Here is a 17,779-nt window from a genome sequence, read left to right as displayed (position 1 = left end):
TAATTTTACTCTCTGAAAAGGGAAGTTTAATAATATGCGAGATAAGCTTAGGGGATTGGCCCGTGATCTGACGGGTACACTATATGACGATGACACCATGCGTACCCTATACGCCACCGATGCATCAGCCTACCGTGAAATGCCACTGGCCGTGGCGATTCCGGCAAATGAACAGGATATCAAAACATTGATCGCCTTCGCCCGCGCCAATAAAACCTCGCTCATTCCCCGTACTGCCGGTACCTCTCTCGCAGGACAGGTAGTTGGAAACGGGATTATAGTAGATGTTTCAAGAACTTTCACTAAAATATTGGAAATCAATACAGAAGAACATTGGGTAAGGGTGCAGCCAGGCGTTATCAGAGACGAGCTGAACATGTTCCTCAAACCCTATGGCTTCTACTTCGGACCAGAAACCTCTACCGCCAACAGGGCGATGATCGGGGGAATGGTCGGCAATAACTCCTGCGGTTCCAACTCCGTCGTGTACGGCAGTACCCGTGAACACCTTCTGGAAGTAAAGGCCATCCTCAGCGATGGGTCGGACGTGGTCTTCAATACCATTTCAACAGACGAGTTCCATGCCCGCTGCGAAAAGAACGACGGCCGCCTGGAAACGACCGTATACCGGCAGATCCGTACCCTGCTGGGCAACCACAGCAACCAGGAAGAGATCCGCCGGGAATTTCCCAAACCCAGCATTACCCGCCGTAACACGGGGTATGCCATCGACCTGTTGCTGGAAACAGCGCCCTTCACTGCGGGTAAAGAAGACTTCAACTTCTGTAAACTGATTGCCGGTTCTGAAGGTACCCTGGCCTTCCTGACAGAGATCAAACTGAACATATCTCCACTGCCACCCAAAGAAACCGGGTTGCTCTGCATACATTTCAACAGCATCGATGAATCCCTGCGCGCCAATATTATTGCCATGCAATATAAACCCAGCGCCAGTGAACTGATCGACCACTACATCCTGGAATGTACCAAAGACAATATTGAACAGAGCAAAAACCGCTTCTTCGTACAAGGCGACCCCGGTGCCATCCTCGTAGTGGAGTTCTGCCGCGACAACCGGGATGCCATCACCGAAGTGGCCAACCGCCTCACTGCAGAATTGCAGGCAGCCGGACTGGGATATCACTTCCCCCTGCTGTTTGGCGACGACACCAAAAAGATCTGGACGCTGCGTAAAGCCGGCCTGGGATTGCTCAGTAACCTGCCAGGCGACGAAAAGGCCGTTCCCGTGATCGAAGACACCGCTATCGACATCTATGACCTCCCGGCCTATATCCGCGATTTTAACGAGATCCTGAAGCAATATGGCCTCTACAGCGTTCACTATGCGCATGCCGGCAGCGGTGAGATACACCTCCGCCCTATCATCAACCTGAAAACGCCGGAAGGTAATCTCCTGTTCAGGAAGATCGCAGAAGAAATAGCCACCCTTGTAAAGAAATATAAAGGCTCACTCAGCGGAGAACATGGCGACGGCCGCCTGCGTGGTGAATTCATCCGCCAGATGATCGGGGAGAAAAACTATGCCCTCTTACGTGAGCTGAAATATACCTGGGACCCGGAAAACATCTTCAATCCCAATAAGATCGTTGATACCCCCAGCATGAACAGCATGCTGCGGTATGAGCCCGGACAGAAAGCCCCTCAGCTGAAGACCGTGTTCCACTTCCCGCAGCAGACCATCCTCCAGCATGCGGAGCAATGTAATGGCTCGGGCGACTGCCGTAAGACCGAGAAAAGCGGCGGTACCATGTGCCCCAGCTATATGGCTACCCGCAACGAAAAAGATACGACACGTGCCAGGGCAAACATCCTGCGTGAGTTCCTGACACATTCCAATAAAGAGAACCGTTTCGATCATAAAGAGATCTACGAAGTACTGGACCTCTGCCTGGCTTGTAAAGGCTGTAAATCAGAATGTCCTTCCAACGTGGACATGGCCAAGCTGAAAATGGAATTCCTCCAGCATTATCACGATGCCAACGGCGTTCCGTTCCGGGCAAAACTGATCAGTAATTTCACCCGCCTGAATGGCCTTGCCACTATAGCACCGGGCATTTATAACTGGATGGTGAATACGCCGCTTACAGGCAAGCTGATTAAGAAAACTTCCGGCTTCGCGCTGAAACGCTCCCTGCCGGAGTTGCAGTCCACCACGCTCAGAAGCTGGTTTAAGAAACAGTGGCCCCGCGAAAAGACGCCAATATCCGCCGTTAAGAAAAAGGTTTATCTCTTCTGCGATGAGTTCACCAATTTCAACGATACGCATATCGGTATCAAAGCCGTTAAACTGTTGCACCGACTGGGCTATGATGTACAGATGACCGAACATCCTGAAAGCGCCCGCGCCTGGATGTCAAAAGGATTGCTGCGCAAAGCCCGCAACTTTGCGGAAGAAAACGTTCGCATCTTTAGTGAGCTGATCGGCAACGATGTGCCTTTGTTGGGTGTAGAACCATCTGCTATTCTCAGTTTCAGGGATGAATATCCTGACCTGGTGAGGGAGGAACTGCGTGAAAAGGCAAAAAAACTTTCGCCCAACGTATTCCTGATAGACGAATTCCTGAGTAAGGAAGCCGCTGCCGGCAATATACCTGCAACGCTCTTTACCAGCGAAAAAAGGCAGATCAAACTGCATGGTCATTGTCAGCAAAAGGCATTGTCCACACCACTGCACAGTAAAAATATCCTCTCATTACCTGCCAACTATTCCGTGGAGATCATTCCTTCCGGCTGTTGCGGTATGGCCGGTTCTTTCGGATATGAGAAAGAGCATTATGAGCTGTCCATGCAGATCGGTGAGCTGGTATTGTTCCCCGCGGTACGTAATGCTGCAGAGGAAACGATCATTGCAGCACCGGGCACCAGTTGCAGGCACCAGGTTAAAGACGGTACCGGCCGCAAATCTATGCACCCTGTAGAGATCCTGTATGATGCTTTGACTTAACTGAACATTATCACAAACAATAAAAGGCAGACCCATAACAGGTCTGCCTTTCCGTTTTTAAACACAAATGGCAATTTACAACCTGATCGTAGCAGGTAAATACTTTGCTATAAGATCCTCATAGTATGGCTTTAATTCGCTTATAACCGGAGGTTTTGGACTCTTTGAGTAGAGATCGTACGGATTGAATTTCTTTACCCATTCAAACATGGCATGGTCATGCTCATTCATCAGATGCGCATAAGCGTTTTCGCGATGCTGTGCATAGAAAGAGTGGTAGCGGATCATGTATAATGCTGGTTCAGGCATATGATCTTTCACCATCTGGTAAAGATATTCATCATGTCCCCATGACATGTCTACTTCGTTCAATCCGCAGTTGGGACTATATACACCGTACTTTGTATTATAACGTTCATCCTTTGCGTCAGGATTGTCAGCAAAGAATTCAGGATATACTATTTTATCAGAGTGCTGGCAACCTACCGGGAAGGTATCTCCCACTACTGCCCATTGCGGTTCACCAAACAGGCAAAGCACCTTGCCCATATCGTGAATAAAGCCGGTCAGCACGAACCAGTCAGGATGACCATCGGCCCTGATCGCCTCCGCCGTCTGCAACAGGTGCTGCAACTGGTCTAGTTCAATATCGGGATCAGAATCATCCACGAGTGTGTTCAGGAACTCCATCGCCCCCCATACAGGCATTTCCTTTCTGCTGAAAGCCAGGAATTCTTTTTTCTTTTCCTGCACGAAGTCATAAGTCTGGTACTTATGATTCAAGCGGTAGAACTCGCGTACTGTGTCCCTGCCGGGATTGTCATAATTCCTGTATTCCTCTTTCGATTTGGCTGTTTCCGCCAGCCCTGGCTCGGGATAGCGCAATACCACATCGTCTTCCCATTGCTCTATGCTCTGCAAGGGATTTAATTCTTCACCGGAAAAGTTGTTCGAGTTCATAATTCGTGGATTGAATGTTGGAGAATAATAGCTAGTCTGCACATACAAATTACGAATTTCAATCGATTTCCGCAAATAATATGTGGGGGAAATATGGGTTGCTTTTCTACCGCGAAGTAGCTGGGCGAATCCGGATACCACTACTCAATTCAGTAGAAAGTTAAAAGGAAACATTATCGTCATATAGTAAACTAGGTTTATTGATTTATTCTCAATAATATTGAGCGAAAATTACCCCGGTAGCATAACATCGATCCATACAGCAACTTACCAGCCCAACATTTCATTATCTATCCTCATTCTTTACCATTCATTTACCATTCAATTGAACTACCATGAGAAACAAGCCGCTATTGCCAATTGTTGTCATCCTGATGGTGGCATTATTCGTTGTCAGCGCCTGCCAAAAAGAGGTGAAAGATCTTCCTGTGCAGGAGAAGACAGCTGTTCCCGTCAAACAGCAGGACAGATGCTTTATTGTCATTGCTGAAGAAGGAAAGCAACTCGATCCCATTACTGATAAACTGGAAAAACTGCAGGCCGCAGGGTACAAGGTAAAAAACATCATTCCGGAACTGGGCCTTATTCATGTACAAACACCCGATCCTTCATTTCCGGCAAAGGCCCGGAAGATTGCTGGCGTACAATCCGTAGTGATAGACATTTCCACTAACTGGGAAGTGCCTGTCAAAGCGGTACGGGCCGACCTGTCTCCTGCCATCCGCAATACGGCGGCAAAAGCCATCGGTGTGCCTTCAGGAGACCCGTATGGAGTGCTGCAATGGGACCTTCAATCCGTAAAGGCCCACCAGGCATGGGCCAAGGGCTATTTTGGCAATGGCGCAAAAGTAGCTATACTGGACGGCGGTTTCCTGATACGCGAACCCGAGATCATGAGCCAGATTGTCGATACCCACAACTTTATTCCTGATGAAACAATAGAGCCATTCGCTCCCCAGGGACAAAGAGAATATTTCAGCCAGGGAACTGCTTCTGCAGGTATCATTGCAGCAGCCCACGATGGCAAACGGGTGGTGGGCATCGCTCCCCAGACCCAGCTCATACTGATCAAAGTGATCTCTGATATGACCCATGAAGCCCCCTGGAGCAGTTTGATAGATGGCATTTTTTACGCCGTGAATCGTGGTGCGAAAGTGATCGAGATGAACGTTGCCGGTAAACTGCCTCGTAAGACCTACACTGATGATAACGGTACGCCCAACTATCCCGGTGATGACTATGTAGTGGAATACAACCGCGATGTCCGTGACCTCGTTATTGCACTAACACGGGCTACACTCTATGCAAACCTGATGGGCGCTACGCTGGTAGCCCCGGCGGGCGATAATCCGCAACACCCCTACAATTTTGATGTGGAGAAGAATTTTACTATCTACCCCGCTGCTGCATTGGGTGTACTTTGCATTGGCTCCAACGGACCTAATGGCTGGGGCTTTAACCAGGACACCACTTTATACGTACCGTCCTCCTTCAGCAATTATGGAAGGTCGTACATCCGCTTCGGTGCGCCCGGCGGCAATTATGGTCCGCTGACAGATCCAACCGCTGTTGCGGAAGTGGAAGGTTTTGGCAATTGGGAATACCTGTTCAATTATATCTACAATGTCGGCTTCTGGGTGCCTGATACTGAAGTGTATTACGATTCCTGGGCCTACGGTTCTGCACTGGCAACCGCCCATGCCGCAGCTTTCATAGCCCTGATATATGGTAAACATCCGGGAACCAATGCCCTGATCGTAGATGCTATTCTCAGACGATCTGCTGATGATTATGGCAGTTCAGGTAAAGATGCCTATTTCGGTTACGGGCAGGTGAATGCGGGGAAGGCGGTGGATTATTAAAAAACTGTAGTTGTTAATTAAGACCAATCTCCTTATAAAAAAGGCGTTCTGGTAAGTGTACCAAAACGCCTTTTTTATAAACTACGATCTGTTTAACGACTACCAGAATACAGTATACAAAGCTGCCAGTACTCCCATGATGATCACACTTCCGGCAATAAAGGCAGGAGAGCTCTTGAACAATGACCTGTCAATCTCTATCACACGTTTCTGCAATTTGCTATTGCTGTCTGTCAGTGTGATGATAACCATCAATGCCACCAGCACCACAAACACTATGGTCATACGGTCGAGGAACGGGATTTCATAGACGCCTTTTTCATTCGGCACTGCCAGTCCCAGGTTGTACAGGGGGGACAGATCTACCCATAAAGGCAGGAATTTCAGTACGGTCGACAATGGTATTGTCAGCACTGCTGCCGTCAGCGCAGCTTTTGAGGTGGCCCGTTTCCAGAAGAAGCCCAGTAAGAAGATGGCAAGTACGCCGGGAGAAATAAAGCCTACATAGTCCTGTATGAACTGGTAGGCCTGGTCCAGCGTTGTCAGGGCCGGAGCCACCAGGCTGGCTATCACCATGGCCACGATCACCGTGATACGGCCCACTCTCACCAGTTGCTTTTCAGTGGCTTCTTTATTGAAATAACGGTGATAGATATCCAGTGAGAAAATAGTAGAGATACTGTTTGCCTTGCCTGCCAGCGAGGCTACGATCGCTGCTGTCAAGGCTGCAAAGGCCAATCCTTTCAGGCCTTCCGGCAACAGGTTCATTAAGGTCGGATAAGCCTGATCCGGTTTTATCACTCCTGCTGCATCGCGGAGCTCCTGGTTAAACACACCCTCCTGGAACAGTACATAAGCCGTAATACCCGGCAATACGGCTATCACAGGTACCAGCAGTTTCAGGAACGCTGCAAACAGGATACCGCTGCGGGCTGTTTTGAGATCAGCACCCAAAGCCCGCTGGATGATATACTGGTTACATCCCCAGTAGTTCAGGTTATTGATCCACATCCCTCCTATCAGCACAGACAGCCCGGGCAGGTCTTTATAATAATTATGTTCTTTTGAGAAGATCATATGGAAATGTGAATCTGCCTTTTCACGCACCAGCGACAATCCTTTCAGGATGTCCTCACCATATCCGAAATGAGTGGATACCATGCGTAAAGCCAGATAAGTAGTGGCCAGTCCGCCGACGATCAGCACAAATACCTGTATCACATCCGTATACCCGATCACCTTCATGCCTCCCAGGGTTACTATCACGGCAAAAACAGACAGGCCGACTATGCACCAGAGGAATGGTATGCCAGAAATAGCTGTAATGGCCAGTGCTCCCAGGTAAATGATGGATGTGAGGTTCACAAATACATATACCAGCAGCCAGAAAATGGCCATAATTGTACTCACAGTGGAGTTATAACGCTCCAACAGGAACTGTGGCATGGTATAGATCTTATTCTTCAGATACACCGGAATAAAAAATACCGCCACAATGATAAGCGTGGCGGCAGCCATCCATTCATAGGTGGAAATGGCCAGTCCGAGGGCAAACCCCGAGCCCGACTGTCCTATAAAGTGTTCTGCCGAAATATTGGATGCGATCAGGGAGGCGCCTATCGCCCACCAGGTAAGAGAGCCCTCTGCCAGGAAAAAGTCTTTCGTACTGGCTGTTTTTGACCGCTTACGCTGGTAGATATAGTAACCATAGCCGGCCACAATAACAAAATAGATCAGGAATACCAGGTAATCCCAGTACTTTAAGTGATGTGTATCAGTCAATTGATTCATATCTGGAAATTAAAGGCGCAGATAATTCCCTGCAGACCGTGGCATTAAGTTAGATAGTATTTAAAACGGGGCAAGATACTCAAATAAGCATTATTTCAATAGTCTGCCTGTATAAATGATATTATGCCCCCGAACCGGTGGACTATTTTTGTATATATTTACCCGTATGTTAGAAGTAGACAAAAAGGAAGCGCACCTTTTGCAGAAGGCTATCCGTCAATGGGAATCCGAATCGCTGATCACGCCCGAGCAGGCTGGCAGGCTGAAAGAGACCTGGCGGATCAGGGAGGGCGACTGGCAGGTGGTGACCCTATATATCTTCATTGCAGCCATTTCCTGCGCCCTGATGGCCTTCGGGTCCCTGGTGCTGGACGAAAAGTGGATAGAGGTCCTGCGCCTGAAGTTTTCCCTTACCGATGGTATTATCTCCACCCTTTTCGCAGCATTGACCATATTCCTTTGCTTTCATGGCTACCGCCGCCAGCATAAGCATCCGGAATATTCCCTGAACAGGGAGCTATTCTGGTTATTGCCGGTGCTCAGTGTCGGCGTCAGCGTCGTATACCTGGGAAAAACATTACTATATCTGAACGGCAACTATGGCGTATTCTGGCTGCTGGCTACCGCTACCTACGGCGTGCTGGGCATCCTGTTGTCCTCCCGCCTGCTCTGGACGGCCACGCTGATATGCCTGATACCTGCTTATGTAAAACTGACCTATTATTTGTCGGCGGGCGACTATTTCCTGGGCATGAACCTTCCCTGCCGGACCATATTGCTGGCATTGCTCATGACCGGCCTTCACCAATTGTTCCGCAACAATCGTTTATACAAGCAGGTAAGAGATATTACCTGGACGGGAAGCTGGCTCCTATTACTGCTTTCCGGCTGGATGATCTCTATTTTCGGCAACGCTGCGTCCTGGGAGCAATGGCAGCAGGTAAGGCAGGTACAGTTACTCTGGTGGGTGGCGGCATTCACCGTATTGTGCGTGCTGGTGCTGATCTGGGGTATAAAAAAACATGATGCCATGATCAGGGATATGGCGGTCTTATTTCTGCTGCTGGACCTGTATACACGGTATTTTGAATACCTCTGGGACCGCACGCATAAAGGCGTCTTCTTCACTATCCTGGCCTTGTCTTTCTGGTGGATCGGTAAACTGCTGGAAAAGAGAATGAGAAAAGCGAGGAGCCAGGGCTGAAAGACGACCCGGGAGGCACAACATGCGCTATCTATAGCCATGCGGCCCGGTTACAATTACAGGTCCCATGTCACCTGGTGCAGGGTAACAAGATGTTTGGAAACCACTTTATGATCTCAATGCTGCAAATAGCCCGATGCTATCATAGTATATACCAGGTATTATTATGGGAATCCCGTATTTGCAGCCCCGGGTGAAAACCCAGGGCCACATGTTGAAACGGGAATGTGATAGCAATCTATTTCTCTGCCAGCACTTCGACCTCTCTCACCTGGTACCTGCCGGTATCATGGAAGCTCCAGTCATAATTGGCTGTAATCCAGGAACGCAGTACAGACAGGAATCTTTCCAGTTCCTTATCCATTTCAGCGCCAAAGGAAGGCAGCAATTTTTCGAGGGCAGTAAACAGTTTTACTTCTTCATTGTGCATGCGCACAGTTTCATCTACGGCTTCCTGTAAAGTGATATTACGTTCGTGCCTGAGTACTAAAACAAGGTTGTGTACATCTCCCTGCCGGGCTTCCTTCGCGCAGGAGAAGATGTCGTTGGCCCAGCACACAATGTTGTTGCAGGCCAGTACAAGACGTTGTACGATAAAATGCTGCAGGATGTGGGCTGGCAGATATACTTTTTCGATGATCTCTATGGCCTCCACATCAGCGAACAATGCTCCGGTGTAAGGGCGCATGGTGACGTATTCTGCAACGGTAGGCGTAACACCAGCGGCCCTGTTGCCTGCTTCCCAATGGCAGGATGTAAAGTACTCCTCCATACTGCGGATAAATCTTGCCTGCCATGCAGTGTCTCCAATGGCCTGCATACGATCCCATATGTCGGTAAAACTCCTGCCCAGAATTGTGTCAATAGGTGTGTTATGTTTCAGAATGTTCATGAAGCCGTCTGTAACCTGTTCCAGGGAAATCGCTTTCCTGCCCAGTTGTGCTTCGTCGCACTGGTCGTCCAGCATGAACAACCAGGTATTGAAGTTGGCAATGATGCACAGTTCATGAAAGTTGGCATTTGGAAAGGCGCGGGCGGCAAGCCAGGCGAAGCGTGATCTGTCGAACCGGCCGAGGGCTTCGGGGCTTGTAATGAATCCGAAGGATTGTACCCATTGGCGGTTCTGTTCGTGAGCTGCTGTTACAAATTGGTTAATAGAAGAGGGGAACGGATAGGCTATCCGTGGCAAGGTGATCGTTGGCATAGTAAAAAATGGTTAAGAGGTGAATAGGGCCATCAGACCCTTAATTGATCAATAACTCTCGGAAAAGCCAGCCTGAACCAGCTGGTGAATTGCTCCGGCACCTCTGCCATTAACCTGATAATTTCGTTTACGGATAAATATTGATATGCATGCACCTCTTCGGGGGCTGGGTTAATAGCACCGTTGTAAGTGCCTGCCCATACATGGTCGTATTCATGTTCAATAAGACCATTGTCAAATTCTGTGCGATAAGTAAATTGGAATAGTTCCCGTAAGGGACAGTCAAATCCCATTTCTTCTGAAAGACGCCGATGGGCTGCGGCTTCCACGGTTTCGCCGGGCAACGGATGACTACAGCAGGCATTTGTCCATAAACCGCCGGAATGATACTTATCGAGCGCCCGCTGTTGTAACAGCATGTCACCCTGATCATTCAAAATAAACACGGAAAAAGCTCTGTGAAGCAATCCTTTCTCGTGTGCCTCCATTTTCTCCATCAATCCTGTTTCCTGATCCAGCTCATTCACCAATATAACCTGTGCTTTCATACAATGACAAATATATGGTTCATAATTTATGTAAACGAATTCCGGTTGGCATAAGTACACTTAGAGCAGCAACATAGCGTCGCCCGGTGGGGAGTGGATGCTCATCATAACAGGTGTCTTTTAAGGTGACTCTTAAATTCTGGTTGCTGGATTTTCAATAGGGATATTGCTGAAGGCAGCGGCGGGTTAAAACTTATAACTTCAAATTACGCATTTATTTGTTCATTTTATCTTTTGCGTTTGTTCATTTTATCTTACTGCTGCAGCCCCCTTGCATAGCTCCTTTCAAGTTTCACTATATTTGCATCTATGGCAGAAGATCTGAGTATAATAAAAGGAGACAAAACAGCAGAATACAAGTCTATCATTCCGCAGATAGATGCATTGGTAAGCGGTGAACCTGACCTGGTGGCCAACCTGGCCAATACGGTAGCTGCGTTGAAAGAGCAGTTTGGCTGGTTCTGGGTAGGATTTTACCTCGTAAAAGGCGATGAGCTGGTATTAGGCCCCTTCCAGGGCCCGGTAGCCTGCACACGTATTAAAAAAGGACGTGGTGTATGCGGCACCAGCTGGGCAGAAGCCCGTACCCTGGTTGTGCCTGATGTAGAAGCTTTTCCGGGGCACATTGCCTGCAGCAGCCTGTCAAGATCAGAGATCGTTGTTCCCATCATCCGTAATGGCCAGGTAATTGGCGTGCTGGATGTGGACAGCGAGCACCTTGACCATTTTGATGAAACTGACCGGGTTTTCCTGGAAGAGATAGTAGCATCCCTCAACTTTGAAGTGTAACTTCACAGACCAGATCCACTGATTATGTTCTTTTTCCGTAAAAAAGCTGATAACGCTACTGCAAATATTCCATTCCTGGCAGGAATTGAGACCGATATCCATTCACACCTGGTACCAGGTGTAGACGATGGCGTGCAGGATGTGGAGACGGCTGTCCAGTTCATTGAAGCATTACATGAACTGGGTATTCAGAAAGTGATTACCACTCCACACATCATTATAGACCGCTATCCGAACTCCGCAGAAACCCTGGCGGCTCCTTTCCATGATGTGAAGGAAGCCCTGAAGGCCAAAGGTTGCCCGGTAAGCTATCACCATGCGGCAGAGTACTACATGGATGAATATTTCGAGGAGCTGATGAATTCCTCCCGCCTGCTGACCCTTAGCGGAGAGCTGTTGCTGGTAGAAATCTCTTTCATGTGCGCACCGCCCCAGCTGCATCAATGGCTGTTTGAACTATCGGCACAAGGTTACCGCCCTGTACTGGCCCATCCTGAACGCTATAACTATTACCACCAGCAAACGGATGAGTACATGACCTTTAAACAACGGGGCTGCTACCTGCAGGTCAACCTCCTGTCGCTTGCCGGTTATTATGGCAAACATATCCAGAAAGCAGCTGAGTGGCTGATAGACAACCAGCTGGTTGACTTCATCGGTACAGATCTTCACCATGAGAAGCATCTTCAGGCAATCAGAGCCATTGCCAAAGACAAGAAGCTGGTGAAACTGCTGGAAACCTATCCGTTTAAAAACAATACGCTCACGAAAAGCTCCCAGGCTATAAAATAATTTCCTATACATGATAGCAGTTATTGGTCTTGGCTACGTTGGCCTGCCGCTGGCCATTGAGTTTGCCAAACAATACAAGGTGCTGGGATTTGATATCAACGAGACCCGGGTAAAGGAACTCAGCAATGGTCAGGACAAAACCCGTGAAGCCAATATAGAAGACCTGAAAGCCGTCATTCAGCAAGGCACGCAGGCCCATAGCACTACAGGGCTACGCTTTTCTTCCGATAAGAGCGAACTGCAGCAATACCAGGTATTTATCGTTACCGTCCCTACGCCCATTGACGAGTTTAAGTCGCCAGACCTCACTTTCCTCCTGGCCGCCTCTGCTATGCTGGGCAGCATCCTCAAGCCTGGCGATATAGTGATCTATGAATCTACCGTTTACCCCGGCTGTACAGAAGAAGATTGTGTGCCGGTACTGGAAAGATCGTCCGGGCTGCGCTATAACAAAGATTTCTTCGTAGGCTATTCTCCTGAGCGTATTAACCCGGGCGATAAGGTCAATACACTGACCAGGATCAAAAAGGTGACCAGCGGCTCCACACCGGAAATAGCCGGGCGTATTGACCAGCTTTACGCGTCTATCATAACGGCAGGCACACATAAGGCACCCAGCATCAAAGTGGCGGAAGCTTCCAAAGCGATAGAAAATGCGCAGCGCGATATCAATATCTCCTTTGTGAACGAACTGGCCCTGATCTTCGACCGTATTGGTATTGACACCAACGATGTAATAGAAGCGGCGGCCACCAAATGGAATTTCCTGCGTTATAAACCAGGCTTGGTGGGCGGGCATTGCATAGGCGTGGATCCTTACTACCTGGCGCATAAAGCGGAATCACTGGGCTACCATCCGCAGGTGATCCTGTCTGGCAGAAGGGTCAACGATCAGATGGGTTATTTCGTGGCCAATAAGATAGTTAAGCTGATGATCGAAAAAGACCATAAGATCAAAGGCGCCAAAGCGCTGATCATGGGCATTACCTTTAAGGAAAATTGTCCCGATGTACGGAATACCCGTGTGGTAGATATCTATCATGAACTGAAACAGTACGGGCTGGACATTACTGTATACGATCCGTGGGCCGATCCGGAGGAAGTAAAAGAGGAATATGGCATACCCGTTACAACGAAATTACGCGGAGACGAAGTGTATGACGGGATAGTCATAGCAGTAGCGCACCGGGAATTCCTGGAATTTGATTTTAAAAAACATGCCCGCAACAATGCAGTCATTTTTGATACAAAAGCCTGTATAGACCGCGATCTTGTTGACGCAAGATTGTAATGGGGCTGCAGTCATCACACAATAAAAAAAGGCAATATCTGGGTGGTATTGCCTTTTTTATATACTAAATCAATCAGTTGTAAAAAGATTTGTTTAACTTTACTTACGTCCCGCTGCTTTTATCAGGGACCTAAAAAATCCCGTATCTTTTTTCCAAAGCCTTCGACAGATTGTTATTATTACTATTCGACCTTATCATGCAAGGCTTAAAGGGCTAGCCAATTTTTTAAACCATTAGAAGACGAGTCATTAACCTAATAAAGCATTCCCGGAGAATGGCCAGCAATGTCGTTTTACCCGGGGATAAACCATGTACCATGAATACACCTTACCCAGCAGCCTCTGGTACACATGAGGCCCCCCCATCGAAAATCCTGTTGGTAACAGGAGACGCAGCTATTTTGCGCAAATTCCGTCAGCAGTTAATGCCAATTTATGATGTGATAACGGCCAACACCGTTGCAGAAGGCGTCCAACTGACGAACAAACAACGACCAGATCTGATCCTGTGTGATGTATTGGTAACCGATACTTCCGGTTATCAGTTCCTGATTACCCTCCGGGATGATCCCAGTCTGAAACATCTGCCCTTCATTCTCTTTAACCGGCTCAATGTCACGCCCAATGTCAGAAAAGGCATGAACCTGGGTGCAGACGACTACCTGGTATATCCTTTCAGCGGTGAAGAATTACTGAAAAGCGTTCAATCCCGCCTGAGCAGATATCATCACATCAGGGAAACCCTCGGCCCCGTTAAAGAAACAATAATCCCCCCTATTCACGCTGATGGCAGGGGTACTGTGATCAATGAACGATTGAGTAAGACAGAAGCCAAAATCCTGGACATGATAGCCAAGGGCATGAGCAGCAGGGACATTGCTTCCTTTAAATGCATCAGTGTCCGCACCGTGGATAATCACAGGCATAATATCACCAAAAAGCTACAGCTCTCAGGTCCTAACGCCCTTGTCAAATTTGCGATCGGTTACGGAGGAACACATACCCGGTAATTTCCTGCGAGAAATATGATTTAAAGATGTGATGCCCGTTTAATGGGTTTGCGGTTCGATGCGTCCCAAGGGTTCAATCATACCCACGGATTCGATGCGTACCACGGTTTAAATTGTACCCACGGGTCAATCGTTCACGGGTTAAATCGTACCCCCGGGTTAAATCGTACCCCGCGTTCGACCGTACCCACGGGGTCAATGCGCCCCACGGGTCAATCGTACCCCGGGTTAAAAACCCGGGGCTATAAACACGCTGCCCCTGACGGGGCAAATGATACAACCGTTCCCCGGTCTTTCAACCGACGTCCATAAACAATGAAATAAGGTCAGACGCTTCCTATCAGGCAAATAAGACAGTATATAACGACAAAAAAAACGAGCGTTCAATGAACACTCGTTTTTATGCAGAGGAATATTAAGCTCCGTCGCTTTGATCAGCTCCGTCAGGAGCTGCGTGTTTGTAGCCCGGGGTGCAACCCCGGGGTGTTTGTAACCCGGTGAGACCGGCGTTATAATTCCGATGTCCGGCGTTTGTAATCTGGTATAAAACCACGGCTCGGAGTCCGATATATCTGCGGTCTACTTCACCACAAAATCGACTGGGGATATAGGTACAAAAAAAAACGGCCAACCATGAATGGAAAGCCGGTCTTTCATCCATTGTTTGTTAACCCCAGTTATCGAATCCCTTTGGTATCTGGTAACTGGGGCTACCCTCACAAGGATTGTTAATGCAATATTAAGACTTTGTTAATTAGAAAGTTGTTAATCCTTGGTTAACGAAAATTTATTCTTGCACCATCTTCATTCTACGGGGTGACACGTTTGTTGGATAGCGGAAATCCCTGTCAAAGGACTGCGTGAATATGCATGATAGTTTTTTACCAGATTTACAGCATATTTTCTCTTCCGGCCTTTTTAAACACTAACGGTTCCCGCAATCGTCAATACATTCTTAGTTTGATTTTTCAGCGCAGGGCAATCATCGCTTTTGCGTAAATAATATCCGGAAAACCGTAAAAACTTACAATACGCTGACAGAACAACGGGCATTATGGAGCCTAAAAGCTGTTGTATGCTCTCAATACTGCCGCCTCACTACCATGCAATGCCGGTCTTTCCGGCTGTAAATGACGTTTTCCCGAATCTTTACGGCTTTGCAGCTGCCCAGAAAATGGCATTGCGGAATAAAGTAAGATAGGCCTTGTTCTCAAACAGATCCGGCGAATGCCCCATGAAAATATAGACGTTCCGGGCCTTATACGCCGTATTTGTCCATATAACCGGATGGTCGCCCATTTTCTTTCCAGAGGCAGGTTTATACGAGCTTTCGTCCACACTGGCCAGTACATGTACATCGGGACGCGGGCTCCTGTCGTAGGTATACCATTCTTCCGTCTTTACATTAAATACCGCCGGTACGCCTTTCAGTACCGGATGTGCAGCATCCTCAACATGCACATCCCCTGACGCAAAACCTGCGATGTAGTCCTTAAAGCGGATCTTCCCCATAAAGTCATAAAACCAGGGCCATAAACCATATCCGTCAAACTCACCCAGCAATGTAGCATGATGGAACCCTATCCAGCCACCTTTCCCTTCAGATATATATTCCTCAAATGCTTTTACTGCTGCCGGTTTCCAGGCATAGGGAGGATAGTCCAGCTGGATGAACAGCTGATATTGCGCCAGGAAAACGCTGTCTATCTTATCGGTATTGTCAATGTAATCAACAGCAAAACCGCTGTCGGCCGCCAGTTTGTCCAGCCAAACTTTCGCTGTCCTGGAATAGGCGATGTGATGCCCGCCGTTCTCCGCCAGGGCCAGTACGCGGAAACGGGGCCTGACAGGTTGCATGGCCAGCAGGGTGCACAGGCCTGCCATAATGGGAATGAAGCGGATGAAGTTCCTGAAAATACGTTGAAACATGGTTATTGTGATGAATGTGATCTTTACAAAATAACACATCCCTCCCAATAATGCTATACCTGCGCAATATGGTTCCCCGGCTGTTTCCGGCTATTCCCTTCGGGGATCTGCCTCGTATCCCTGCAATTGGGGCATAGTATTTGGGGTTGCCTTGATTATTACAATCATAAAAAAGGTTTACAAATGCCTACTTCAAAACAAACAACAGCAAAGCAAGCAGCAAAAAGTACTACAAAAACAGCTCCGGCTAAGGAGTCTGCGGCTAAGAAACCAGCCAAGGACGCCGGAGGCAAAGGACTCAAAGCGCCATTGACGCCAAGTCCGGAGTTAGCAGCTGTTATTGGCAGCGATCCGCTGCCCAGAACTGAAATGACGAAGAAGATCTGGGATTATATCAAGGAGCATAATTTGCAGGACGCCAAGAACAAACGCATGATCAATGCTGATGACAAGCTGAAGAAGGTCTTTAACGGCAAGAGCCAGATCTCTATGTTTGAACTGGCTAAAGAGATGAATCAACACGTGAAATAATTGTCAACCCCTTATCTGATTAATACGAGGGTTCCTTGTTGTTTTGATGGGTTGTTACTTACACTGCAGTGCAGGTAACAACCTATCAATAGTAATGTGTTGTTTGTACCCTCCGCGCTATACATTGTTTTTTAAGATCCTGCCAGGATTACCGACTACTACCACATTGTCAGGCACATCTCTTATTACAACAGTTCCGGCGCCTATCACCGACCACTTGCCGATCTTCACCCCCTGTTTGATGGATGAGCCTATACCGATATGTGTGCCCTCTCCCACAGTAACATGTCCCGCTAAGGCCGCATTGGGAGATATATGCACAAAGTCACCCACCCTGCAATCATGGTCAACAGATGCATTGGTATTGATGATCGCATGACTGCCGATAGTTGCACAGGTATTGATACTTACGCCGGCCATTATCACCGTTCCGGGATCAATGGTGCAACGCGTCGAAATGTTAGCGGAAGGATGAACAGCACTGATCCACTCACATCCCATTGTTTCTGCCATTTTTTTCCGGATCATGTTGCTACCTACGGCTAAGATCATTCTGGCATCTTCACTTATCATCGAAGGATCCCACCTGCCTAATACCGGGTAACCCAGTACTTCCTTTATATCAGGGTTGTCATCAAATATGCCGGCGCATTCCTGTTTTAGTACTTCCAGTATTTCCAGGATCACTTTTGCCTGGCTACCGGCTCCTCGAATAAAAATTTTTGGGTTATGCATGCTCATCGCTGTTTTAAACGTCTGCCTGCCTTGCCATAAAGGCAGCGTGTTTAAATATATTGAATAAAACCTTTCCCAAAAAATTTGCACTTTTCTCTTTCACTCATTAACATGGCATTAACCATTTTCTAAGAAAAAAAAATTTCCTTTGCAAGCATCAGCCTTTAT

At 47.9% G+C, this 17,779-nt stretch carries 14 protein-coding genes; 8 read left to right on the top strand and 6 right to left on the bottom strand.

Annotated features, from left to right (window positions below; all coding sequences use genetic code 11):
• The first annotated feature begins 34 nt into the window (after positions 1-34).
• Positions 35-2,965, top strand: a complete 2,931-nt coding sequence (locus MYF79_RS15925; protein ID WP_247814957.1) for an FAD-binding and (Fe-S)-binding domain-containing protein — start codon at positions 35-37, stop codon at positions 2,963-2,965.
• Positions 2,966-3,040: 75 nt separating this feature from the next.
• Here MYF79_RS15925 and MYF79_RS15920 read toward each other — a convergent pair whose 3' ends face one another.
• On the bottom strand, positions 3,041-3,925 hold the full coding sequence (locus MYF79_RS15920; protein ID WP_247814956.1) for an inositol oxygenase: 885 nt from the start codon (positions 3,923-3,925) through the stop codon (positions 3,041-3,043).
• A 335-nt stretch (positions 3,926-4,260) separates the two neighbouring features.
• On the opposite strand from MYF79_RS15920, the gene MYF79_RS15915 reads away from it, so the two are divergent.
• A complete protein-coding gene (locus tag MYF79_RS15915) occupies positions 4,261-5,787 on the top strand; it encodes a S8 family peptidase (RefSeq protein WP_247814955.1) in 1,527 nt (508 codons plus the stop codon).
• 99 nt (positions 5,788-5,886) lie between these two features.
• Here MYF79_RS15915 and MYF79_RS15910 read toward each other — a convergent pair whose 3' ends face one another.
• Positions 5,887-7,578, bottom strand: coding sequence for a sodium/sugar symporter (locus MYF79_RS15910; protein ID WP_247814954.1), 1,692 nt, complete (start codon positions 7,576-7,578; stop codon positions 5,887-5,889).
• A gap of 166 nt (positions 7,579-7,744) precedes the next feature.
• On the opposite strand from MYF79_RS15910, the gene MYF79_RS15905 reads away from it, so the two are divergent.
• Positions 7,745-8,782 (top strand): hypothetical protein, encoded by a 1,038-nt coding sequence (locus tag MYF79_RS15905; protein WP_247814953.1) that lies wholly within the window; start codon positions 7,745-7,747, stop codon positions 8,780-8,782.
• 238 nt (positions 8,783-9,020) lie between these two features.
• On the opposite strand, the gene MYF79_RS15900 is transcribed toward MYF79_RS15905, so the two are convergent.
• Both MYF79_RS15900 and idi read right to left on the bottom strand, forming a co-directional pair.
• Complete coding sequence (locus MYF79_RS15900) at positions 9,021-9,986, bottom strand: (-)-gamma-cadinene synthase (protein ID WP_247814952.1); 966 nt, start codon at positions 9,984-9,986, stop codon at positions 9,021-9,023.
• A gap of 32 nt (positions 9,987-10,018) precedes the next feature.
• On the bottom strand, positions 10,019-10,534 hold the full coding sequence (gene idi / locus MYF79_RS15895; RefSeq protein ID WP_199656259.1) for an isopentenyl-diphosphate Delta-isomerase: 516 nt from the start codon (positions 10,532-10,534) through the stop codon (positions 10,019-10,021).
• A 309-nt stretch (positions 10,535-10,843) separates the two neighbouring features.
• Between idi and MYF79_RS15890 the strand changes: the two genes are divergently transcribed.
• From MYF79_RS15890 to MYF79_RS15875, 4 genes are all read left to right on the top strand, one after another.
• On the top strand, positions 10,844-11,323 hold the full coding sequence (locus tag MYF79_RS15890) for a GAF domain-containing protein (protein WP_247814951.1): 480 nt from the start codon (positions 10,844-10,846) through the stop codon (positions 11,321-11,323).
• A 24-nt stretch (positions 11,324-11,347) separates the two neighbouring features.
• Positions 11,348-12,115 (top strand): tyrosine-protein phosphatase, encoded by a 768-nt coding sequence (locus MYF79_RS15885; protein WP_247814950.1) that lies wholly within the window; start codon positions 11,348-11,350, stop codon positions 12,113-12,115.
• Positions 12,116-12,125: 10 nt separating this feature from the next.
• Positions 12,126-13,406: a nucleotide sugar dehydrogenase gene (locus MYF79_RS15880; protein WP_247814949.1), complete on the top strand. Its 1,281-nt coding sequence runs from the start codon at positions 12,126-12,128 to the stop codon at positions 13,404-13,406.
• A 317-nt stretch (positions 13,407-13,723) separates the two neighbouring features.
• Positions 13,724-14,416: a response regulator transcription factor gene (locus tag MYF79_RS15875; protein WP_247814948.1), complete on the top strand. Its 693-nt coding sequence runs from the start codon at positions 13,724-13,726 to the stop codon at positions 14,414-14,416.
• Between the two features lie 1,149 nt (positions 14,417-15,565).
• Here the strand turns inward: MYF79_RS15875 and MYF79_RS15870 are convergent.
• Positions 15,566-16,345: a ThuA domain-containing protein gene (locus MYF79_RS15870; protein ID WP_247814947.1), complete on the bottom strand. Its 780-nt coding sequence runs from the start codon at positions 16,343-16,345 to the stop codon at positions 15,566-15,568.
• A gap of 183 nt (positions 16,346-16,528) precedes the next feature.
• Here MYF79_RS15870 and MYF79_RS15865 point away from each other — a divergent pair, with 183 nt between their 5' ends.
• The gene (locus tag MYF79_RS15865) at positions 16,529-16,876 is read left to right on the top strand and encodes an SWIB/MDM2 domain-containing protein (RefSeq protein ID WP_247814946.1); all 348 of its coding nucleotides are present in this window, start codon (positions 16,529-16,531) and stop codon (positions 16,874-16,876) included.
• 117 nt (positions 16,877-16,993) lie between these two features.
• On the opposite strand, the gene MYF79_RS15860 is transcribed toward MYF79_RS15865, so the two are convergent.
• Positions 16,994-17,611, bottom strand: coding sequence for an acetyltransferase (locus MYF79_RS15860; protein WP_247814945.1), 618 nt, complete (start codon positions 17,609-17,611; stop codon positions 16,994-16,996).
• Positions 17,612-17,779 lie beyond the last annotated feature (168 nt).

The organism is Chitinophaga filiformis (assembly GCF_023100805.1).
GTDB classification, from domain to species: domain Bacteria; phylum Bacteroidota; class Bacteroidia; order Chitinophagales; family Chitinophagaceae; genus Chitinophaga; species Chitinophaga filiformis_B.
The sequence above is the reverse complement of the archived record's forward strand: the minus strand, read 5'-3'. Positions and strand labels throughout refer to the sequence as shown.